Annotated in this window: 19 protein-coding genes; 3 read left to right on the forward strand and 16 right to left on the reverse strand. The window is 67.4% G+C overall.

The window, feature by feature from the left end; all coding sequences use genetic code 11:
• Positions 1-51 precede the first annotated feature (51 nt).
• From ACXRVZ_RS07795 to ACXRVZ_RS07835, 9 genes are all read right to left on the reverse strand, one after another.
• Positions 52-1,734 (reverse strand): flotillin family protein, encoded by a 1,683-nt coding sequence (locus tag ACXRVZ_RS07795; protein WP_457421894.1) that lies wholly within the window; start codon positions 1,732-1,734, stop codon positions 52-54.
• Between the two features lie 14 nt (positions 1,735-1,748).
• Entirely contained in the window at positions 1,749-2,375 is a 627-nt protein-coding gene (locus ACXRVZ_RS07800; protein WP_457421896.1) for a YqiJ family protein, read from the reverse strand.
• 34 nt (positions 2,376-2,409) lie between these two features.
• Positions 2,410-3,078: a PspA/IM30 family protein gene (locus tag ACXRVZ_RS07805; protein ID WP_457421898.1), complete on the reverse strand. Its 669-nt coding sequence runs from the start codon at positions 3,076-3,078 to the stop codon at positions 2,410-2,412.
• A 1-nt stretch (position 3,079) separates the two neighbouring features.
• A complete protein-coding gene (locus ACXRVZ_RS07810) occupies positions 3,080-3,583 on the reverse strand; it encodes a hypothetical protein (protein WP_457421900.1) in 504 nt (167 codons plus the stop codon).
• A 113-nt stretch (positions 3,584-3,696) separates the two neighbouring features.
• Positions 3,697-4,422, reverse strand: coding sequence for a hypothetical protein (locus tag ACXRVZ_RS07815; RefSeq protein ID WP_457421902.1), 726 nt, complete (start codon positions 4,420-4,422; stop codon positions 3,697-3,699).
• Positions 4,419-5,471, reverse strand: coding sequence for a homocysteine S-methyltransferase family protein (locus tag ACXRVZ_RS07820; RefSeq protein ID WP_457421904.1), 1,053 nt, complete (start codon positions 5,469-5,471; stop codon positions 4,419-4,421). The genes ACXRVZ_RS07815 and ACXRVZ_RS07820 overlap by 4 nt, the downstream gene beginning before the upstream one ends.
• Before the next feature lie 81 nt (positions 5,472-5,552).
• A complete protein-coding gene (locus ACXRVZ_RS07825) occupies positions 5,553-6,632 on the reverse strand; it encodes a tartrate dehydrogenase (RefSeq protein ID WP_457421906.1) in 1,080 nt (359 codons plus the stop codon).
• Complete coding sequence (locus ACXRVZ_RS07830) at positions 6,632-7,522, reverse strand: alpha/beta fold hydrolase (protein WP_457421908.1); 891 nt, start codon at positions 7,520-7,522, stop codon at positions 6,632-6,634. Before ACXRVZ_RS07830 ends, ACXRVZ_RS07825 begins: the two co-directional genes overlap by 1 nt.
• A gap of 14 nt (positions 7,523-7,536) precedes the next feature.
• Positions 7,537-10,530 carry a hypothetical protein gene (locus tag ACXRVZ_RS07835; protein ID WP_457421910.1) on the reverse strand — a complete coding sequence of 998 codons (2,994 nt, stop codon included), beginning with the start codon at positions 10,528-10,530 and terminating at the stop codon, positions 7,537-7,539.
• A gap of 509 nt (positions 10,531-11,039) precedes the next feature.
• Here ACXRVZ_RS07835 and ACXRVZ_RS07840 point away from each other — a divergent pair.
• Genes ACXRVZ_RS07840 through ACXRVZ_RS07850 form a run of 3 tightly spaced genes read left to right on the forward strand, consistent with a single transcriptional unit; the run spans position 11,040 to position 14,133 of the window.
• Positions 11,040-12,623 carry an ABC transporter substrate-binding protein gene (locus ACXRVZ_RS07840; protein WP_457425944.1) on the forward strand — a complete coding sequence of 528 codons (1,584 nt, stop codon included), beginning with the start codon at positions 11,040-11,042 and terminating at the stop codon, positions 12,621-12,623.
• Positions 12,620-13,519 carry a LysR family transcriptional regulator gene (locus tag ACXRVZ_RS07845; RefSeq protein ID WP_457425946.1) on the forward strand — a complete coding sequence of 300 codons (900 nt, stop codon included), beginning with the start codon at positions 12,620-12,622 and terminating at the stop codon, positions 13,517-13,519. The genes ACXRVZ_RS07840 and ACXRVZ_RS07845 overlap by 4 nt, the downstream gene beginning before the upstream one ends.
• Positions 13,516-14,133, forward strand: a complete 618-nt coding sequence (locus ACXRVZ_RS07850; RefSeq protein WP_457425948.1) for a M15 family metallopeptidase — start codon at positions 13,516-13,518, stop codon at positions 14,131-14,133. The genes ACXRVZ_RS07845 and ACXRVZ_RS07850 overlap by 4 nt, the downstream gene beginning before the upstream one ends.
• On the opposite strand, the gene ACXRVZ_RS07855 is transcribed toward ACXRVZ_RS07850, so the two are convergent.
• From ACXRVZ_RS07855 to ACXRVZ_RS07885, 7 genes are all read right to left on the reverse strand, one after another.
• Entirely contained in the window at positions 14,130-14,588 is a 459-nt protein-coding gene (locus tag ACXRVZ_RS07855; RefSeq protein ID WP_457425950.1) for a GNAT family N-acetyltransferase, read from the reverse strand. The two genes, ACXRVZ_RS07850 and ACXRVZ_RS07855, sit on opposite strands and share 4 nt — an antisense overlap.
• Complete coding sequence (locus ACXRVZ_RS07860; RefSeq protein WP_457425952.1) at positions 14,585-15,259, reverse strand: hypothetical protein; 675 nt, start codon at positions 15,257-15,259, stop codon at positions 14,585-14,587. The genes ACXRVZ_RS07855 and ACXRVZ_RS07860 overlap by 4 nt, the downstream gene beginning before the upstream one ends.
• Before the next feature lie 128 nt (positions 15,260-15,387).
• The gene (locus tag ACXRVZ_RS07865) at positions 15,388-16,668 is read right to left on the reverse strand and encodes a winged helix-turn-helix domain-containing protein (protein WP_457425954.1); all 1,281 of its coding nucleotides are present in this window, start codon (positions 16,666-16,668) and stop codon (positions 15,388-15,390) included.
• A gap of 53 nt (positions 16,669-16,721) precedes the next feature.
• On the reverse strand, positions 16,722-17,228 hold the full coding sequence (locus ACXRVZ_RS07870) for a chemotaxis protein CheW (protein WP_457425956.1): 507 nt from the start codon (positions 17,226-17,228) through the stop codon (positions 16,722-16,724).
• Positions 17,229-17,236: 8 nt separating this feature from the next.
• Positions 17,237-18,802, reverse strand: a complete 1,566-nt coding sequence (locus tag ACXRVZ_RS07875; protein ID WP_457425958.1) for a methyl-accepting chemotaxis protein — start codon at positions 18,800-18,802, stop codon at positions 17,237-17,239.
• 221 nt (positions 18,803-19,023) lie between these two features.
• Positions 19,024-19,434, reverse strand: a complete 411-nt coding sequence (locus ACXRVZ_RS07880; RefSeq protein WP_457425960.1) for a hypothetical protein — start codon at positions 19,432-19,434, stop codon at positions 19,024-19,026.
• Positions 19,435-19,448: 14 nt separating this feature from the next.
• On the reverse strand, positions 19,449-19,859 hold the full coding sequence (locus tag ACXRVZ_RS07885) for a hypothetical protein (RefSeq protein ID WP_457425962.1): 411 nt from the start codon (positions 19,857-19,859) through the stop codon (positions 19,449-19,451).
• Between the last annotated feature and the right edge of the window lie 61 nt (positions 19,860-19,920).

The raw sequence follows: 19,920 nt of genomic DNA on the forward strand, positions 1-19,920 counted from the left end.
CCCAACGGGCCGGCTTGGGAGCGGCCCGGCGCTCGGCCCGAATTACCAGGCCTATTCGGCGGCCGGCGCCGCCGGCTTCAGCATCGTGGCGATGTTGTGCGCCAGCCCGGTGATGCCCTGGTTGGACAGGCCCGCGTCGTGCATGACGGCGTCGACGATGGGCTTGGCGACCTGGTATTGCAGCGCCGAGTTCATGACCTGCTCGGGGAAGGTGGCGCCGGCTGATGCGCCGCCTTCAGAGCCGCCCCCCTGCCCACCCGGCATGCCGTTCACCTGGACGATGCGGATGGAGTCGATCTTCTCCATGGGCTTGACCGCCTCGGCCAGGATGGCGGGCAGTTGCTGCAGCAGCTGGGTGCGCACCTGCAGGTCGACCTGAGCGGCTGACAGCGTGTTCAACGCCTCGTTGATCGCGCGGCGGCCCTCGGCCTCGGCGATGGCCGCGGCCTGCTTGGCCTTGGCCTCGATGGTCAGCGCCTCGGCGCGGTCGATGGCCGCTTCCTTCTCAGCCGACGCCGACACCTTCACCGCGATGGCGTTCTGCTCGGCATCCTTGCTCGCCTCGATGAGCTGAATCGCCTTGTCGCGCTCGGCCACAGCCACCTGGCGCGCGGTGTTGACGGTTTCCTCAGCCTTCACGGCCTCGGCGCGCGCGAGGTTGGCGGCCGCGTCGGCCTCGGACTGCTCGCGTGACTTGGTGGCGATGGCGATCTGCGTGTCCTGGCGCGCGATCTCGACCTGCTTGCGCTGCTCGGCGCGCTTCATCTCGGTCTGGCGCTCCTGCTCGATCTCGCGCGTCTGGATGACCAGCGTCTTCTCGATCTCGGCCGCCTTGATCTCGCGCTCGGCCTCGATGCGGCGCTGGCCCACCTGGCGCTCGGCTTCGATCTTCACCGTCTCGGCCTCACGGTGGCGCTCGGCCTGCTGCGACGCGATCTGCGCCGACTGCTCGGCCCGCGCCATCTCGATCTCGCGCTTCTGCGTCAGCGAAGCGAACTCCTGGTCCTTCTCGATGGTCAGCTTCAGGCGTGAGGCTTCGAGGTTCTTGGTGCGCACCTGCACCTCGGTGTCCTGCTCGACGTCGTTGCGCTGCTTGCGGCGCGCCTCGGTCTGCTCGGTCAGGCGCGTCAGGCCCTCGGCGTCGAAGGCGTTGTTGGGGTTGAAGAACTGCTTGTCCGTCTGATCCAGGCTGGTCAGCGAGACGGACTCCAGCTCCAGGCCGTTCTTCTCCAGGTCCTCGGCCACGGCGTTCTGCACCGCCTGCACGAAGTCGCGCCGCTTGTCCTGCAGCTCCTGGATGGTCATGGTCGCAGCCGTGGCGCGCAGGCTGTCGACGAACTTGTCTTCCACCAGCGCCTTCAGCTCGTTCGGGCTCATGGTGCGCAAGCCCAGCGTCTGGGCCGCCGTACTGACGGCTTCTTCCGTCTGCTTCACGCGCACGAAGAAGGCCGCCGTCACGTCGACGCGCATGCGGTCCTTGGTGATCAGGCTCTCGCGCTCGCGGCGCAGCACCTCGAGCTTGAGCGTGTTCATGTTGACGAGCACGCGCTCGTGGAAGACCGGCAGCACGATGGCGCCGCCGTCCATGATGACCTTCTGGCCGCCCAGGCCGGTGCGCACGAAAGCCAGCTCCTTGGTGCTGCGCTTGTACAGGCGCGCGAAGACGAAGCCGATGGTCAGCAGGCCGACCAGTGCAATGCCGGCAATGCCGGCGATCTCGATGATGTTGTCCATGTTGTCGGTCTCCCTCAGATCAGGTTGGGGTGCGGGTTCGCGATGCAGCGGTAGAACGCACCCAGCTTGCGCACGATCAGTATCTGCGCGCCTTCCTCGAACACTTCGTCGTCCAGGTCGGGCTCGACCATCAGGTAGTGGACGCGGCCATGCGCGTCGCGCACCCGCGCCTGGGCGGCCAGCCCACGGCGCGCTGCACCGCCGCTGATGACACCACCGCGGCCCACCAGCGACTGCTCGCTGACGGCAGTGGTCTCGTCGCGCGGGATGATGTGGGCCACCAGCGACCCGAGGCCGCGCACCGTGGCCAGCCCCGGCGGCACGGCCAGCAACCCCGCCAGCCAGGCGGGCAAAAAGCCGCCGAGCAGGTTGAAGGCCACCTTCTGCAGCGCATAGCCGAACAGCGCATAGCCCAGCAGGAAGAGCAGCAGCAGCACCAGCGCCGGCACGCGCCCGAGATGCAGCCAACCGAGCACCTTGTCCGTGCCGGTCTCGACCGAGTGGTCGGGCAACCAATGGTCGATGAGATTGCTGGGGCTGAGCGCGACCAGCATGCCCAGGCCCTCCAGCAGCGCAATGGCCACGATCAGCGCCACGGCGACGCCGAAAGGCAGGGTTTCGGGCGAGGTGAACAGGTTCATCGAAACGTTCCTGGATTGCGGACGGAGGTGAGTGTCATGCCTGGCCGGCCTTGATTTGAGCCAGCCGCTCGGCGATCTTGTGGTCGCGCACCAGCTCGTCCAGTTCGCGCAGCTTGGCTTCCTGCTTCAGGTCGCCGGCTTGCTGCGTTCCGTCCAGGCCAGTCTGGCGCTGGAAAATCTTGTCGAAGGCATCAGTGACCTTGCCCAGGCGCTGCTCCACGTTGGACTGCCCCTGAGGTTGAGCAGCGGATTCGGCCGCCGTGCGGCTCTTGCGGAACTCGGCCAGCGCCTCCTGCATCTCGCGCTTCTTGGCCAGCAATGCAGCGGTGAAGCCCTGCAGTTCCTGTTCCTGGCGGGCCAGGTCGGCCAGCGTCGTTTCCAGCACGGGGATCTGCGCCTCGATGTCGATCTGGCGCGACACGGCGGCGCGCGCCAGGTCTTCTCGCGCTTCAGCCAGGGCTTGCGCAATCTGGTCGCGCAGGTCCTCGTGGCTGCGGTTGAGCTTGGCGTGCTGCTGCTGGGCCAGGTGGCGATTGGCACTGACGAGGCCGAGTTCGTGGCGCACCTCGTCGATGACGCCGTCGGCCTCGCGGATGGCCTGCTCCATGGCGGCGTGCGGGTTGAGGTCCTCGATCTTGTCCAGCAACGCGTGCACGCTACCGGCAATCACACGGCCCACGCGGGTCTTCAGGGAATCGGCCATCTCAGGCTCCTTTCGCAGTGTTGAGCGCCGAGGCGAGCTCGACGGTGGCGGACAGGTGGCGCTTCACCACCTCGGGGTCGAACGCATGCGCGCCACCGGTGGTGGCCTGGCGCAGCAACGATTCACTGAGCAGCGCGGCGCGGCGCACCAGCGCGTCTTCCAGCTTGGTGGCGTCGTCGGCTGTCGTGGGGGCGCTGCTGATGACCAGGGCCATCAGCGTCGTGACCTGCTCCACCAGCAGGTTGAGCACCTCGGAATGCCGGCCTTCGCTGCCCTCGATGCGCACCATGGCCTCGCGCAGCCGGTGCGTCAGCTCGCGCGACCAGGCATGGGCGGCCACGTAGTCGAAGGCGCCGTCATGCTGGCGCTTGAGCTGGCCCAGCAGCACGCGCAGCTTGTCGCTGTTCGTCGTGGCTCCGTCCACCTGGAGCTGCGCCAGCCACAGGTACAAGTCGCTCGGGATCCGCGCGGACAGCGGCTCCATCGTGATGGTCTGCGTTGCCATGCAGGCACCTGCCTTCAAATGAGTTCCAACGAACACGAATGTATTCGTTTGAATTCATTTGTCAACAACAGCGCGAGGCGACTTTTTGGGAAGCACGTCGCCGCGCCGCAGCCTCAACAGCCAATCGTGTCGTGACAGCCCGCCGAACGAAAGATGTGAGACCGCTTCGCGCCACGAGACAGAAGCAAACAAAGGCTGCCGGAATTCGCGCCGCTGCCCTCAACGACCAGATCAAGACGACCATCACCGTCCAAATCTCCCATCCAGACAACCGTCACACTACTTTCGTAGTCGCCCAGACCGGAATCGCCCAGATCGATGCTGTGTCGGCCGACGGAAACCGTGAGTGGGTAGGACACCAAGTCGCGTGCATCCGCTCCGTCGACATCCCGACGCGCCTCGGCTGGCTGCTCAACCCTGCGCCTGAGCATGAACCGATAGTCGATCCCTTGAATGCGCACAACGGCGGTTGCAGCCGTCGGCCCGTCCGCTACATCTCGACTCTGGGAACTGACAGCTTGCACCGCTTCCAAACCTGGCACGAAGTTCAACGGTCGGCCGCGCAAGCCTGGGATACGAAGCAAAACCAAGGTGTCTGGCTTCGAGCTCGTGATCTCCAGCGAATCAGCAAAGGCTGCTTCGGGCGCAGGCTTCACGTGGACCTGGGCGTTGCTCAAGTGCCAACGATCACCAGCCTTGTGCAAGGCCAGCCAGCCTCCACCCGGCTTTGCGGGTGCCTCGTCACCATGCACCACGCCGGGCCGGAGGATGCGCCATTCGCTCGCTGCGCCAGCGAATCCAGGCAGCAATGCCAACGCAAAAAGCAGCGTCCGAATCAAGCCGCATCCAGCATCTGGCTGAAGAACTTCTCCCCGCTGACCCGCGGCTTGTAGGCCGACACGGCCTTGGCGATGGCCGCGATATGGTCGGGCGTCGTGCCGCAGCAGCCGCCGGCGATGTTCAGGAAGCCGGCCTTGGCGAACTCGCCCACCAGCCGGGCCGTCACTTCGGGCGTCTCGTCGAAGCCGGTGTCGCTCATCGGGTTGGGCAGGCCAGCGTTGGGGTAGCAGCTGACAGCCACCTCGCCCGCCACCTTGGACAGCTCCTCGATGTAGGGCCGCATCAGCGTGGCGCCCAAAGCGCAGTTCAGGCCGATGGCGATGGGGCGAGCGTGGCGCACGGAGTGCCAGAAGGCGGTCACCGTCTGGCCCGACAGGATGCGGCCCGACGCATCGGTCACCGTGCCGGAGACGATGACGGGCAGGCGCTCGCCGGTGTCTTCCATCAGCTCGTCCAGCGCAAAGATGGCGGCCTTGGCGTTCAGCGTGTCGAAGATGGTCTCGACGAGGAAGACGTCGCAGCCGCCTTCCAACAGCCCCTTGGCCTGCTCGTAATAGGCGGCGCGCAGCGTGTCGAAGTCGACGTTGCGGGCGCCGGGGTCGTTCACGTCGGGGCTGATGGACGCGGTGCGCGGCGTGGGGCCGAGGGCGCCGGCCACGTAGCGCGGCTTGTCGGGCGTGGAGTACTTGTCGCAGGCGGCGCGGGCGATCTTGGCGGCCTCGACGTTCATCTCGTAGGCCAGCTCGGCGAGGTCGTAGTCCTCCTGCGCGACGGTGGTGGCGCCGAAGGTGTTGGTCTCGATGAGGTCGGCGCCGGCGGCGAGGTATTGCTCGTGGATCTCGCTGAGCACGTCGGGCCGCGTGAACATCAGCATCTCGTTGTTGCCCTTCAAGTCCTTGTGATGGTCCTTGAAGCGCTCGCCGCGGTAGTCGGCCTCGGTGAGCTTGTAACGCTGGATCATGGTGCCCATCGCCCCGTCGAGGACGGCGATGCGGCTTTGCAGCAGGGCGGGCAGGCCCTGGGCGCGGGTGTAGGCGATGGACTTCATGGCGCCATTTTCGCTGGCTCTTGGCGCGTGAACCGTTGACGCGCAGGAAACCCCAATTTGCGAGCATTCCTACGGTAGGCATCAACGCGCCAAGACCCTAGTCGCAGCTTGCGCTATGGCCTCACCGACCTGGGTGCATGACGAAGTACCGCCCAGGTCGGCCGTCTTGGCAGCAGCGGGATCGGCGAGCACTTTTTCGATGGCCGCCATGACCGCGTCGTGCGCGGCGCGGTGGCCCAGGAAATCCAGCATCATGGCGCCGGCCCAGATCTGGCCGATGGGGTTGGCCAGGCCCTTGCCCGCAATGTCCGGCGCCGAACCGTGCACGGGCTCGAACAGGCTGGGCCATTCGCGCGTCGGGTTCAGGTTGGCGGAGGGCGCGATGGCGATGGTGCCCGTGCAGGCGGGGCCCAGGTCGGACAGGATGTCGCCGAACAGATTGCTGGCCACGACCACGTCGAAGTGCTGCGGCCGCTGCACGAAATGAGCGCAGAGGATGTCGATGTGGAACTTGTCGACGGCCACGCCGGGGAACTGCGCGGCCATGGCTTCGACGCGCTCGTCCCAGTAGGGCATGGTGATGGCGATGCCGTTGCTCTTGGTGGCGGACGTGAGCTTGGCACGCGGACGCGATGCGGCCAGTTCGAAGGCAAAGCGCAGCACCCGGTCCACGCCGATGCGGCTCATGACCGTCTCCTGCAGCACGATCTCGCGCTCGGTGCCGGCGTACATGCGGCCACCGACGCTCGAATATTCACCCTCGGTGTTCTCGCGGACGATCCACATGTCGATGTCACCCGGCGCACGGCCGGCGAGCGGCGAGCGCACGCCGGGCAGCAGGCGCGCGGGGCGCAGGTTCACGTACTGATCGAACTCGCGGCGGAACTTCAGCAGCGAGCCCCACAGGCTGACGTGGTCCGGCACGGTGGCCGGCCAGCCGACGGCGCCGAAGAAGATGGCGTCGTGGCCGCCGATCTGCTCCTTCCAGTCGTCGGGCAGCATCTGGCCGTGCTGCTCGTAGTAGCGGCAATGCGCGAAGTCGAACTCGTCGAACTGCAAGGGCAGGCTGAAGCGCTCGGCCACCGCGCGCAGCACGCGCAGGCCTTCGGGCATGACCTCCTGGCCGATGCCGTCGCCGGCGATCACGGCAATCTTCTGCATCACTCGTCTCCGTTGAAGAAGGCAGCCGCTTCGGCCAGCACCACGTCGGGCGCCTCCTCGGCGATGTAGTGGCCGCTGTCGACGGCGTGGCCCGTGACGTTCTCGGCGGCGGGCTGCCAGAGCTTGAGCGGCTCGAAGCAGCGGCCGACGGCGCCGTTGGCGCCCCACAGCACGCGCAGCGGCTGGGTGACGCGGCGGCCGGCATCGCGATCGGCGCGGTCATGGTCGAGGTCGATGCCAGCGCCGGCACGGTAGTCGGCGCAGATGGCGGCGGCCGTGCCGGGCTTGGCGATGCAGCGCTCGTACTGGCCCCAAGCCTCTGGCGCAAAGAAGCGGCCGCCCCGGCGGCCCATGCCGTCGCGCAGATAGGCCAGCGGGTCGGCTTCGATGAGGCGCTCGGGCAGCGGCGCCGGCTGGATCAGGAAGAACCAATGCCAGTAGGCGCGCGCAAAGGCCTCGGTCGTGCCCTCGTACATGGCCAGCGTGGGGGCGATGTCCAGCAACATCAGCCGCGTGACGGCGTCGGGGTGGTCCAGCGCCAGCCGGTGCGCGACGCGCGCGCCGCGGTCATGGGCCAGCACGGCAAAGCGCGGGTGGCCCAGCGACTGCATCAGCGCGACGGCATCGAGCGCCATCTCCCGCTTGGCGTAGGCCGCGCTGCCCTCGCCCGCCGCCGGCCGGTCGCTGTCGCCATAGCCGCGCAAGTCCATCAGCACGACGCGGTGCGTCTGCGCGAGCACGGGTGCCACGCGGTGCCACATCGCCATCGTCTGCGGATGACCATGCAGAAGCAGCAACGGCGGCCTGCCGGTGTCCAGCGGGCCGCCCTGGCGGGCGAACAGCGTGACGCCGTCACGCTGCACGTTCAAGGGTTGGAAGCCGGCCCACATGGGGGCCGATTCTGTCAGGCGGTACGCAGGAAGTAGAGGTTGGCGCTGCTGCGAGCAAGCAGCACGAAGCCGCGCAGCGCCGGGATGTAGCGCAGGCGATTCTGCACACCGCTCCCGTTGTCAGGCGAGGCCGCCACCTTCACGCCGCCCGCGCTGAGCACGCTCATGTCCCAGACGCTGGTGTCGTTGGGCTGGATGACATAGACACGGCCCGCCGCGTCGCCCTGGCCCGCGTAGAACAGGAAACGATCGTTGTCCGGGTCATATTCCATCGCGGCATAGCTGGGCTTGTCGCTCTGCCATTGCGTCAGCGCGCTGCTGGGGTTGAAGCTGACAGAGATCTGCTGGCCGCTGCCCAGCGGTACACGGCTGGCCACCAGGCGCTGCGGGTCGAAGCCCTGGCCATCGCCCCATTGCATGCAGAAGACCTGGTTGCGGCGCGCGTCAAAGGCGATCGGCCAGCGAACGGAGTCGCCGTTCGGGCTGGCGACAAGGTCCGTCCACTTGCGGTCCACCGGCGACCACTTCTTCAGGGAAGTGGTGACGATTTCACCGGTCGAGCGGATCTGCGCAGCGCCGTAGTAGCCCGAGGGCATGTCGGCCCAGGTGCCTGCCGCATCCCACTTGTTGGTGTCCAGATTGAATCCGTCGACCTTGGCGAAGTCCCAAGCGGAGCCGTAAGTGGCGCGCGCACCAAACAGCATCAGTCGATTGGTCTGCGGCACGAAGTGCAGCGAGCTGTAGATGTGGCGCGATGCCGGCAATCCATCCGTGTAATAGGCGACGTTCTGCGCGGCGGTCTTGCTGGCCGCCATGCGCTGTGTCCATGTCGGCGTGTCGGACGCAAGGCACAGCGACACGACGCGGTTGTCGCTGGAGTCAATGTGGCCGCCGGCCGCAGCGATGAGGAGCTCGCTGGTCAGTTCGTTGATCGCCATGCCGCTGAAGGCGTCAACTGCCGCGCCCCCGGCACCTGCGGTATTGGGGATTTCGAACCAGGTACCCAGCGCCTTGTCGGCCATCCAGGCCGGTGCGATGCGGGCCGGTGCGACGGACCAGACGGGCGCGACGTGAAACGCATCGCGCAGCGCTGGGTAGTTGCTCGCCGTGGTCATGCGCTGATAGGCCGTCAGGGCGCCGCTGACCCCGTGCCTCACCGCATACGCCACGGCTGTCGTCAGGTTGGCCCAGGCTGCGCGATCACCCGGCATGATTTCACCTGCCAGCTTGCCTTCGAGATTGCCGAACCAGCTGGGCAGGCTGGCATAGGTGGCCGCGTAGGCCGCCGCGTCCGTCGGGTACCAGGGGCCTTTGCCGCCCTGAAAGTCGGGCACGCCCACCGGCGAGATGCTCATCGTGTACTGCGCCGCATTGATGTACCAAAAGCCAGTGGCCGGACCCAGGCGCATCACCGCGCTGCGCGCCTTCCAGCGGAAGAACGCATCATGTTTGGTGGCCACGGCTGCCGACACCGGGAGGCCCATCGAAAGCGAGTACCCGAAGGCGGCGGTGACAAAGTCCTGCTGCCAGCTGGCGCCAAACTGCATGTTGTTCTCGTAGCCTTCGCCAGGCTGAATCCAACCGAAGGGGTTGTTCGGCTGCGCGACGTAGATGGCGTGGAAGTTCTCGATGTTGGACTGCACGCAGTTGATGAACTCCTGGCGCAGCGTGGTGTCGCTGTCCGGCGTCACATTCAGCGCCTGGCTCAGCGTGCGCCATTGCCAGGCGCAGGCGCGCGTCTGCCAGCCGCCGAAGCAGGACTGCACGAGACCCAACCCGCCACGGCGCATGTTGGGCTCGTCAGCCTTGCTCAGGTAGTCCAGCGTCGCGGCGAACTGCACCTGTTCCATGAAATACCAGCGGCCCGTCAGCAAGTAGGCCATGTAGCCCACGGAGGGGCTGTGTGCGCAGTCCCAGCGTGGCGATTGCGTGCCCGTAGGTTTGGGGGTGTATTGGCTCTTTGTCGAGCCTCCCAGGTCGCTGACGCGGCTGTCGGCATGCAGCAACAGGTTGGGGTACTGAGAGAAGCGTATGGGGCGCTGCGTCTTCTCGTCGCGGTAATGCAGCGGATAGCGGCCAGCCGCATAGCCATTGCGGATGACCGCGCCATAGGTGTCGACGCCGTCGCAGGTCAGATAGAGGGCGTCGTGCTGCGGCAGCAAGCCGATGGGCTCCTGGTAGCCCGTGGCCGCCATGGAGTCGCCCTGGTAGTTGAAGTTGGCGCTGGACAGCGGCGTGAAGCTGGTGGCCAACGCCTGGGCGACTCCAGCGGTGGCCGCAACGCGCGCGCTGTAGGTCGGCACCTGCTCAGTGGCCTGCAGATAGGCGAGATCGTGGCGCGGCGTCACGCCGGGGGCGTCAGCCAGCCAGTAGGACAACGCCGTGCCGTTGATCAGCGGCGTGCGGCAGTGGTGGGGAATGTCGATGGCGGCCGAGAAGCGCTCGGTGGAGCCGAGCTTGAAGGTGTAGGTGGCAGCCTTGTTCACCGGGCCGGTCACCTGCAGATAGCCGTTTTCCACCCAGGGCAGCACCTCGACCGCACCGCCGGCAAACAGGCGGACCTCCAGCCAGGCGACGAGGTGGGTGTCGCTGCCGAAGGTCTTTCGGAAGATCCACGATGACATCTGCGGGCCGCTGGCCCAGACGGTTTGAGGCGCGTCCCAGTCGGCTGCGCCAAAGCTGGCCGCACCAAGGGCGCCCGCGCCGAATTCAGCGGTGATACCGGTCTTCTTCAGGTCGGCCAGGCTCAGCGCCGTGCCCGCCGAGGCGCCGGTGTCGACGCGTTTCAGGCGCACCACCAGCATGGAGCCGGCCGTCACGTCGACCACACCGGCCAGTTGGGCAAACTTCAACGAGCCGTCGGGCCAGGTCGTGCGTGAAATGACCTGCAAACCGGTGATGCTGGAACCGACGCTGCTGCCTGCAGGGATGTCGCCGCGGCGGAAGGCATAGCCGAGGCAGAACGGCGCCTTGGCTTGGGTCTTGGTACTCAGCAAGCTGAACTGCATGGCACCCGAGTAAAACCCCAGAGCAGCTCCCTGCGGAATGGGCGATGGCGCGGGGGCCGGCGTAGGGGCCGGCGCCGGAGCGGGCGGCGGCGGGGGCGGAGGAGGCGCCGGCGTGGGCACCGGCGGCTTGGGCGCGGCGGTCGCGTCCGCGCCGGGGAGCACGGCCGCAGCTTCGGTCAGAGCTGGGCTGCTGCCGCCGCCGCAACCAATCAGAGGCAGCCCCCCGCCCACAGCGGCTGAATATTGAAGAAACTTGCGGCGGTGGGCATCGGTCATGGCAAAGAAATCCTATGCAGCACAGTTGCTGTGCATGCGGGCACGACGAAAGGGATGAGCTGGATTCTGGAAGCCGCTGTCAGAGCCCCAGTGGCCGAACGTTACGGGCCGGTTTTGGCGCGGCGGTATAAGTTGGCGTTATGTAGATCCATTCTGGCGTAGCTTGCTGAAGGGCAGCCGTCCCCAACAATGCCCACTATTCCGCGCTCAGGCGCTCAGCAAATTCTCAATCGATGAAGCCTCTCTACCCTGCCCTGCTGGCCATCCTGACCCTTTGCGGTGCGCCGGTCGCACAGGCTCAGGGCAAGCCGCTGATCTACTGCGCCGACGCCAGCCCGGAGGGCTTCGACCCCGGGATGTGGGACAGCGCCAGCACCAACATCGTCAACAGCCAGATGTTCGACGGCCTGCTGGGCTTCAAGCGGCCGACGACCGAGCTGGTTCCCAAGCTGGCGACGAGCTGGGAGATTTCGCCGGACGCGAAGAGCTTCACCTTCAAGCTGCGCGAAGGCGTCAAGTTCCACACCACGCCCTGGTTCAAGCCCACGCGGGACTTCAATGCCGACGACGTGCTCTTCACCTTCCAGCGCTTCATCGACCCAGCCCACGCCTTCAACAAGGCTTTTGCCGTCAACTTCGTCTATCCGCAGAACCTCGGCCTGGCCAAGCTGATCGAGGGCATCGACAAGATCGACGACCGCACAATTCGTTTCCGGCTCCGGCAGCCGAACGTGACGTTCGTCGCTAACTTCGCCTTCGCGTGGGCGGGCATCCAGTCGGCCGAGTACGCCGCGCAGCTGCTGAAGGCCGGCCAGGCGTCGCAGATCAACGTCCAGCCGGTCGGCACCGGGCCTTTTCAGTTCAAGAGCTACGCCAAGGACGACGTGCTGCGCATGAGCGCCAACCCCGACTACTGGGGCGGCAAGCAGCCCACGCCCATGCTGGTGTTCAGCATCAGCCGCGAGCCCAATGTGCGGGTGCAGAAGATCGCCGCCGGCGAATGCCATGTGACGGCGGCGCTGCGGGATGTCGACATCGTCTCGCTGGCCGGCAACGCCAACATCAGCATCGAGAAGATCCAGGCCCTCAACATCTCCTACCTGAGCTTCAACCTGAAGAAGCCACCCACCGACAAGCGCGAGGTGCGCGAGGCGCTGGACATTGCCATCGACCGCGACGCCATCTTCAAGGCCCTGTTCCCACGCGGTGACGCAATGCAGGCCGTCAGCGCCTTCCCGCCCAGCATCCCCGGCTACAACAAGAGCCTGAAGAACGAGTTCGACCCCGCCAAGGCCAAGGCCCTGCTCGCCAAGGCTGGCTTCCCGAACGGCTTCGAGATCGACCTCTGGGCCCTGCCCGTGCAGCGGCCCACCAACCCCAACGGCCAGCTGATGGCCCAGCTCATCCAGCAGGACTGGGCCAGGATTGGCGTCAAGGCCAGCATCAAGACATTCGAGTGGGGCGAGTACCTCAAGCGCGCCAACAACGGCGAGCACAACGTCTACATGAGCGGCTGGAGCGGCGAGACCGGTGACGCGGACGACTTCCTGACGCCCAATCTCAGCTGCGCGGCCAACAAGAGCGGCGTCAAGTTCTGCAACGCCGAGTTCGAGAAGCTCATCGACGAGGCGCGCGCCACGCCCGATCAGAAGAAGCGCATCGCCATGTACGAGAAGGCGCAGGAGATCTTCAAGCGCGAGCGGCCGTGGATCACGATGGCGCATTCGACCGTCTATATCCCGATCCGCAAGGACGTGGTCGGGTTCAAGATGGCGCCGAATGGCAGCGTCGACTTCGAAGGGGTGTATCGCAAGTGAGGTTRCGGCATATCGAGGTCTTCCACGCCATCATGCAGGCCGGCACCATCAGCGGTGCCGCCCAGCTGCTGCACATCTCCCAGCCCGCCGTCACCAAGGTGCTGCAGCACTGCGAGCTGCAGCTCGGCATGCCGCTGTTCGACCGCGTGCGCGGCAAGCTCTACCCCACGCCCGAGGCGCAGCGCCTCTTCGTCGAGATCGACAAGCTCAACCGCGACCTGGTGGGCATACGCCGCCTGGCCGCCAACCTCAAGCTCGGCGAGAGCGAGCAGGTGCGCCTCGTCGCCACACCCGCCGTCGCCATGGCCATCGTGCCTGCCGCGATGACGCCGTGGTGCAAGGCCTTTCCCAACTCCCGCTGCTCGCTGGCCACTCACCACACGCGAGAAATCGTCTCCGCCCTGCTGCTCGGCGAGGCCGACCTGGCCCTGTCGCTGCAGGACCCGCACCACCCCGGCATCAAGGCCGAGACCATTGCCAGCGGCGCCATGGTCGCGCTGTGCCCGCTCGGCAGCCCGGAGGCCGAAGGTGACGGGCCGCTGGGCCTGGCGGACATCCGCAGCGAGATCGTCGGCCTGCAGAGCGACGACCCACTCGCCGGCCTGCTGCACCACGCGGGCGAGGCGCTGGGCCAACCGCTCGCCAGCCGCATCACCGTGCAGACCTACCAGCTGGCGCGCGCGCTGGTGGAGGCCGGCGTCGGCATGACGCTGGTGGACCCCTTCACCGCCGCCAGCGCCGACCTGACCCGGCTGCGCGTGCGCCCGCTGACGCCGACGGTGCCGGTCAACCTGCACCTGCTGACCGCCGCCAACGCGCCGCTGGGCCAGGCCTCGCGCCGGCTCGTCCGCTTCATCACGGCCGCCGCGCAGTCGCATCTGGCGGGACTGCCATGACCGCTGCCACCGTTGCGGTCGAAGACATCGCCGCCCACCCGGACTTCCGGCCGCTCGCCGGTCTCGCGCACGGCATCGCCGTCGACCTGCGCTACGCGACGGCCGACAACTTCGTCGGCCATTCCGTCTACGCCGGCATCGACTGCGCCTGGCTGCGCCGCGAGGCCGCTGCCGCACTCGAAAACTCAGCCGCCTGGCTGCACGAACGCCGCCCCGGCTACCGCCTGCTCGTGCTGGACGCGCTGCGCCCCCAGCGCGTGCAGCAACGCCTGTGGGACGAGCTGCAGGGCACGCCGCTGACCATGTACCTCGCCCACCCCGAGCGCGGCTCAATCCACAGCTTCGGCATGGCGGTGGACATCACCTTGCTCGACCCCGCCGGCCGCGAGGTCGACATGGGGTCAGGGTTTGATGAGATGACGCTGGCCTCGCACCCCGACCACGAGGCGGAACATCTGGCGCTGGGCATGTTGACGGCACAGCAACTGATCGAGCGCGGCTGGCTGCGGGCGGCGATGCGGGAGGCGGGCTTCCACGGCATCAGCACCGAGTGGTGGCATTTCGACTTCGGCGACCGCGTGGCGGTCAGGCGGGATCTGCCGAGGGTGCTTTAAAACCGCTTCTCCATGAAGACGCTCAACGGGTCGTCGGCATAGCCGCCAAACGGCCCGCAGCGCTCGTAGCCGCAGCGGGCATACAGGCCCAGCGCCTCGGGCTGATACGGCCCCGTCTCCAGCCTCAGCAGCCCGCAGCCGCGCACCACCGCCTCGGCCTCGAGTTGAATGAGCAGCCGCTGCGCCAGGCCCTGACGGCGCGCCGCCGGGCTGACGAACATGCGCTTGAGTTCGCCGTACTCAGGGCCCAACACGATGGCGCCGCAGCCCACCGCCTGTGCCGCCTCATCGCGAGCCACGGCGAACAGCACGTTCGGCTGGGTCAGCGCGGCGAGGTCCAGCGCATGCCGGCTCTCGGGTGGGTAGAGGGTGTCCTGGTAGGCATCGAGCTCGGCGATGAGGGCGATGACCTCGGGCTGGTCGGCGGATTCAAAAGCGAGGGCCGTGGGGCTCATGGTCGCGGCATCTTCTCCTGAAGTGCCGCGATGAAAGCAGGGTCGAGCGCGGACCGACGCGGCGTTGCCTCGGCCAGCTGGACCTTGGCCCAGGCCTCGGCGTAGTTGCCCACGGTGAACAGCGTGATGGCCCAGTTCTGCAAATTCAGCGTGTGCTGCGGCGCCTTCTTGTGCACGCTGGCAAAGCGCGCAAAGGCCTGCTGCAACAGCGCATCGTCCTTGGCCGCCGCGCCCGCGAATCCCAGCGTGCGGGCGTAGTCGGCGGCGAAGTCGACATCGTCATCCAGCGATTGGGCGGCCTCCTGGAACAGAGGCAAGGCCTCGCCGGTATTGCCGCGCGCACCCTGCAGGGCGCCCATGCCCCAAAGCGCTTGGCCATTGGCGGCATTCAACAGCCAGGCCTGGTTGAACCGGCGCATGGCATCTGCAGGCTTGCCCTCGCGGAACAGCCGCCAGCCCAGCGTGGACACCTCCTGCGAGGCCTTCTTGCGATCACCGTTGAACCCCTGGTCCATGGTCGCAAGAAACTTCGCATCAGCCGCCAGCTCGACCTCTGTCTTGCCGCCGGGGCCGTACTTGGGCACGAGCGAACGGTCCTGGGCCAAGGCGCCGGCGCAGCCAACGGACCAGACCAGAACAACCAGTGCCAGCGAGCGCAGCAAGGTCAGCATGGAACTCCTTCTTGTGTTGCGGTTTTTGATGCGCCGGGACTATGCCAACAAAGCCTGGCTCGCAAAGGTGAGCAATGCCATCCAACTCCGCCTCAACGCATGGGCGGCATGCGGCCGATACCTGAGCTTCAGCCCTCGACCGCCACCGCCTTCGCCCGCCACCCGAATTGCGCCCGCAACCGTTGCACGGTCGGGTGGGAGGCCAGCAATTGCAGCGGCGCGTTCAGCAGCAGCGGCAGCAGCCCGCTGCGCGCCTTGAAGGCGGCATCGACCAGCCCCGCGGCGCGGTCCAACTGCCCCAGCACCGCCAGCGCCGGGGCGAACAGCACATTGCTGGCCGCATTGGACTGCTCTCCGCCGAGCGCCGCGTCGATCAGTGCCAGTGCCTGCCCGCCCTCGCCGCAACGCGCCAGCACATAAGGCTGGGTGGCACGCACATAGGACGGCGCGTCAGCGCGTGCGAGCAGCTGCAGCGCCGGCGCCACCAGCTCAGGGCCGGGCCGCAGGCTGGCGCGCAGCGCCAGGTGATGGCTGATCGCGATGGCGCTGTCCGGGTGATCAAGGTCCGCGCGCTCGGCCTCGCGCAGCGCCGCCTCGGCCTGGCCCGCGTAGCTCAGGGCGCGCGACAGCATCACCCGCGGGTAGACGGCAAACGGCCGCTGCGCCACCGCGCGGCCCAGCACCTCCACCGCCTCGCCACTGCGGCCCGTGGCCAGCAGATGCCAGCCGAACAGCGGCAGCAGCTCGGCGTCGTCGGGCTGCTCGCGGTAGGCGGCGCGGAACAGCTGCTCGGCGTCGTCGAAGCGCCAATCCATGTCCGCCAGCCAGGCGTGGGCGACGCGCAGGCCGCCGGCACGTGCGTCAGGGTGCCCGGCGGCGTCCAGCTCGGCCTGGCCTTCGGCCGCCGTCACACCCAGCTCGGCGGCCATGCCCCAGCCGACCGCGGCGCCGATGGTGGCCGCCAGCGATACGCGGGCCGGCGCGTAATCCGGGTACTCCGCCACGATGGCGCGCAGCACGGTCAACGCGCGGCCCATCGTGCGCGGCGTGCCGTACTGGGCCAGCTCCCAAGCATGCAGGTAGGCCTCGACGACCCCCGGTGGCGCCTTGACGACGGCCAGCATGCGGTTGTGCACGACGGGTTCCGGCTGCACGAGCCGGTAGCCGAAGCCATAGACGGCCTCGATCTTCACGCCGGGCAGCGCGCGGCGCAGCTGGCTGATGCAGCGAGTCAGGCTGTCATCGGACACCGCCGAGCCGCTCCAGGCGTGTTCGACGATGTCGTTCTTGCTGACCGGCTGCGGCTGGGCGCGAATCATCAGCGCCAGCACCGCGCTCTCCTTGGGCGGCAGAAACAGCGGTGCGTCCTGCCAGGTCGGCAGGCCATCCAGTGTCAGATCCAGGGCCATGGCGAGACTCTAGTGACTCGCCCAGCCGCCGCATGGCGGGACTTTCCCGGCGCTCAGGCCGCGTGGCGCAGCGCACTGGCCAGGCCCAGTGCCGGGGTGTCGAGCAGGCGCTCGATGTCCAGCAGGATCAGCATGCGCTCCTGCAAGCTGCCGATGCCGGTGATGCAGCTGGTGTCAAAACCGGCCGTACGGAGCTGCGGCACCGGGCGGATGTCCTGAGGGCCCAGCTCGATCACGTCGGACACCGAGTCGACGACGACGCCCACCACACGCGCGCCGAGGTTCAGCACGATGATGACGGTCAGTGGCGTGCAGGCGGCCTCGGCCTGTCCAAAGGCCAGCCGCAGGTCCAGGATGGGCGCGATGACGCCGCGCAGGTCAATCACGCCGCGCAGCACGGCGGGCGCGTTGGGGATGCCCATCGGCGCCTCGTAGGAGCGGATCTCCTGCACCTTCAGGATGTCAATGCCGTAGGCCTCGGCGCCGAGGCGAAAGCTCAGGTACTCGGTGGGTGCCGCGGCGCTCGGCACGGCGGCGGCGGCCAGTGTCAGTGCGTGCATGGCCGGGCTCAAGCGACGGCCAGGGCCTGGTCGATGCGGAAGACCGACACGGCCTCGGTCAGCAGCTGGGCCTGCTGGTTCAGGCTGTCGGCGGCAGCCGCACTTTGCTCGACGAGGGCGGCGTTCTGCTGCGTGACCTGGTCGAGCTGCATGACGGCGTCGCCGACCTGGCCGATGCCCTGCGATTGCTCGTTGCTCGCCGCACCGATCTCGCCCATCAGGTCGCTGACGCGACGCACCTGCGCCTGGATCTCCGCCATCGTGCGGCCGGCCGCGTCGACGAGACCGCTGCCCTCCTCGACCGTCTCGACGCTCTGGTTGATCAGCACCTTGATTTCCTTGGCCGCGTCGGCCGAGCGGCTGGCCAGTGCGCGCACTTCGGAGGCCACGACCGCGAAGCCACGGCCCTGCTCGCCGGCGCGGGCGGCTTCCACCGCAGCGTTCAACGCGAGGATGTTGGTCTGGAAGGCGATGCCGTCGATGACGCCAATGATGTCGGCGATCTTCCTGGAGCTGGCCGACACGCGGCCCATCATCTCGACGACCTGGCCCACCACCGCCCCGCCCTGCAACGCCACGGCCGAGGCAGACGCCGACAGCTGCGTGGCCTGGCGCGCGGTCTCGGCGTTCTGCTGCACGGTGACCGTCAGTTCCTCCATGGACGCGGCGGTCTGCTGCAGGTTGGAGGCCTGCTCCTCGGTGCGCTGCGACAGGTCGGCATTGCCGGTGGCGATCTGCGAGGAGCCGGTGGCGATGGAGTCCGAGCTTGCGCGCACACGGTCGATCAGCTGCGTGAGGCTGCCGGTCATGTCGTGCAGCGCCTGCATGAGCTGGCCGGTCTCGTCCGTGCCGCGCACGACGATGCGGCGCGTCAGGTCGCCTGCCGCCACGCTGCGGGCGACTTCGACGGCCTCCCGCAGCGAACGCGAGATCAGGCGTGCGACGCCAATCGCCAACGCCAGCCCCAGCACGATGCAGGCGGCGATCATGGCGATGACCCAGGCGCGGGCGTCGGCATACAAGCTGTCGCCCAGCCGGTTGGACTCGTCGGCGCCGGCCTCGTTGACCTGCACGATCTGCTGGATGCGCGTCTCCATCGCGTTGAAGTTCTCGCGCGCCGAGCCGCGCACCAGGGCCATGGCCCCGTCGGTGTCGCCAGCGGTCGACAGCGCCAGCACACGCTCATGGTCGGCCATGTAGGCGGTGAACAGCGGGGCGAACTCGGCATACGCCTTCTTCTCTGCAGGCTCGGACAGCGTGGCCTCGTAGGCCTTGCGGTCCTCGGCGAGCTTGGCGAGCAGGCTGGCCATGTTGCCCTCGTAGCCCTTCTTGAGTTGGGCGTCGTCGGCCAGCACGTGCTGCAGCGAATAGGAGCGGATGCGGGCGATGTCGTAGCGCATGTCGCCAACCGCCTTGATGGCCGGCATCCAGTTCGTCGCCAGGTCGGTGGCGGTCTGGTTCACACGCGCCAGCTCGATGATGGAGAACACGCCCAGCCCCGCGGTCAGCAGCAGCACGGCAATGAACGACACCACGAGCTTGGCGGCGATCTTCAGGTCATAAAACCACTTCATGAGACAGGTCCTGGGGTTGGTTTCGGGCGCCGCTTTGCTTGCATCGGCCACGGCGGGGCAATGCAAACATCGTAAAAACCCTAGTCCCACAGATCCTGATGAAAAGCCGATGACGGCGGCCGCAGGCCCCGCCGCGTGTGACTTCGTGCCGCCGTCAGCCCAAGGGCGCGGCGCGCGGCTGCTCGATGCCGTCGACGACGGCGCACTCCCGTGGATTGAGCTCAGGAGCCGCTGGCCGGCGTTGCCGACAGTCGCTCCAGCGCCTCGTTGAGCTGGCGCTGCCATGCGCTGGCATCGGGCCCGTCGCGGGGCGCGTCCAACCGGCGCAAATGACGGGCCATCACCTCGCCGACGGCGTGCAAGGCGTCGTGCCGGGCCTGGCCCTGTTGCTGCAAGCGGGCAAGCGCGCGCACCACCGGCCCATCGCCTCGTGCCACCCGGTCTTCCAGCACGACATGCATCGCCGCGTGCGACTTGTGCCGCCCGGACGCCTGCCGATTCGCCGCATGGAAGCTCACCACCAAGCGCAGTTTCTCGGCATCCGGCAGGGCCAACCAGGCGGCACCGTTCGGCGGCCGGTCCGCGTCGTACAGCGTCGGGCTTTCAGGGGCCAAGTTGGCTTTGCTCGGCATGCCCGTCGCCCAGTTCACCCGCCGGCCGCTTCAACAATTGCCTTGTCTAGCCGAGCAGCAAAGTCGCGAGCCTCTTCTTCGCCCAGTTCGACGGGGTCTCCAAAGACGCTGATGCAAAGAACATGGACCGCACCGCTTTCTTCCCATACGTCCGCGCGCTGATACGCAGCTTCGATGTGGGCCGCATCCAACGCGACGTAGTCGTCAACCTCGGTTGGCACCCATTCGGCTCCGCGGATTTCATGCATCTTGACGAGACCAAGCAGCCGCAATGCGTCTTCGGCCACAAATGTTCGCAAGCCGTTCTCAGCCTTGAAAAGGCGACCGTTGTTCGTGAGCGTGACGACGTACCCAAGCTGACGCAGCGTTGCAAGGGCGGCGGGCAGAACATTTCCTGCGGCCGCAAGGGTCAGTTTCTCGCTCATGACTCCGACGTGTTAGGGCGACAACATCCACGCCATTCTGGCCGGTATCAGCAGCGTGGAA

This window comes from Roseateles sp. P5_E8 (assembly GCF_054177665.1).

What these genes read in the sequence shown, in the direction of transcription:
- ACXRVZ_RS07795 (WP_457421894.1), bottom strand. Translation starts at nt 1,734, where the DNA reads ATGGACAACATCATCGAGATCGCCGGCATTGCCGGCATTGCACTGGTC.
- ACXRVZ_RS07800 (WP_457421896.1), bottom strand. Translation starts at nt 2,375, where the DNA reads ATGAACCTGTTCACCTCGCCCGAAACCCTGCCTTTCGGCGTCGCCGTG.
- ACXRVZ_RS07805 (WP_457421898.1), bottom strand. Translation starts at nt 3,078, where the DNA reads ATGGCCGATTCCCTGAAGACCCGCGTGGGCCGTGTGATTGCCGGTAGC.
- ACXRVZ_RS07810 (WP_457421900.1), bottom strand. Translation starts at nt 3,583, where the DNA reads ATGGCAACGCAGACCATCACGATGGAGCCGCTGTCCGCGCGGATCCCG.
- ACXRVZ_RS07820 (WP_457421904.1), bottom strand. Translation starts at nt 5,471, where the DNA reads ATGAAGTCCATCGCCTACACCCGCGCCCAGGGCCTGCCCGCCCTGCTG.
- ACXRVZ_RS07825 (WP_457421906.1), bottom strand. Translation starts at nt 6,632, where the DNA reads ATGCAGAAGATTGCCGTGATCGCCGGCGACGGCATCGGCCAGGAGGTC.
- ACXRVZ_RS07830 (WP_457421908.1), bottom strand. Translation starts at nt 7,522, where the DNA reads ATGTGGGCCGGCTTCCAACCCTTGAACGTGCAGCGTGACGGCGTCACG.
- ACXRVZ_RS07835 (WP_457421910.1), bottom strand. Translation starts at nt 10,530, where the DNA reads ATGCAGTTCAGCTTGCTGAGTACCAAGACCCAAGCCAAGGCGCCGTTC.
- ACXRVZ_RS07840 (WP_457425944.1), top strand. Translation starts at nt 11,040, where the DNA reads ATGAAGCCTCTCTACCCTGCCCTGCTGGCCATCCTGACCCTTTGCGGT.
- ACXRVZ_RS07850 (WP_457425948.1), top strand. Translation starts at nt 13,516, where the DNA reads ATGACCGCTGCCACCGTTGCGGTCGAAGACATCGCCGCCCACCCGGAC.
- ACXRVZ_RS07855 (WP_457425950.1), bottom strand. Translation starts at nt 14,588, where the DNA reads ATGAGCCCCACGGCCCTCGCTTTTGAATCCGCCGACCAGCCCGAGGTC.
- ACXRVZ_RS07860 (WP_457425952.1), bottom strand. Translation starts at nt 15,259, where the DNA reads ATGCTGACCTTGCTGCGCTCGCTGGCACTGGTTGTTCTGGTCTGGTCC.
- ACXRVZ_RS07865 (WP_457425954.1), bottom strand. Translation starts at nt 16,668, where the DNA reads ATGGCCCTGGATCTGACACTGGATGGCCTGCCGACCTGGCAGGACGCA.
- ACXRVZ_RS07870 (WP_457425956.1), bottom strand. Translation starts at nt 17,228, where the DNA reads ATGCACGCACTGACACTGGCCGCCGCCGCCGTGCCGAGCGCCGCGGCA.
- ACXRVZ_RS07875 (WP_457425958.1), bottom strand. Translation starts at nt 18,802, where the DNA reads ATGAAGTGGTTTTATGACCTGAAGATCGCCGCCAAGCTCGTGGTGTCG.
- ACXRVZ_RS07880 (WP_457425960.1), bottom strand. Translation starts at nt 19,434, where the DNA reads ATGCCGAGCAAAGCCAACTTGGCCCCTGAAAGCCCGACGCTGTACGAC.
- ACXRVZ_RS07885 (WP_457425962.1), bottom strand. Translation starts at nt 19,859, where the DNA reads ATGAGCGAGAAACTGACCCTTGCGGCCGCAGGAAATGTTCTGCCCGCC.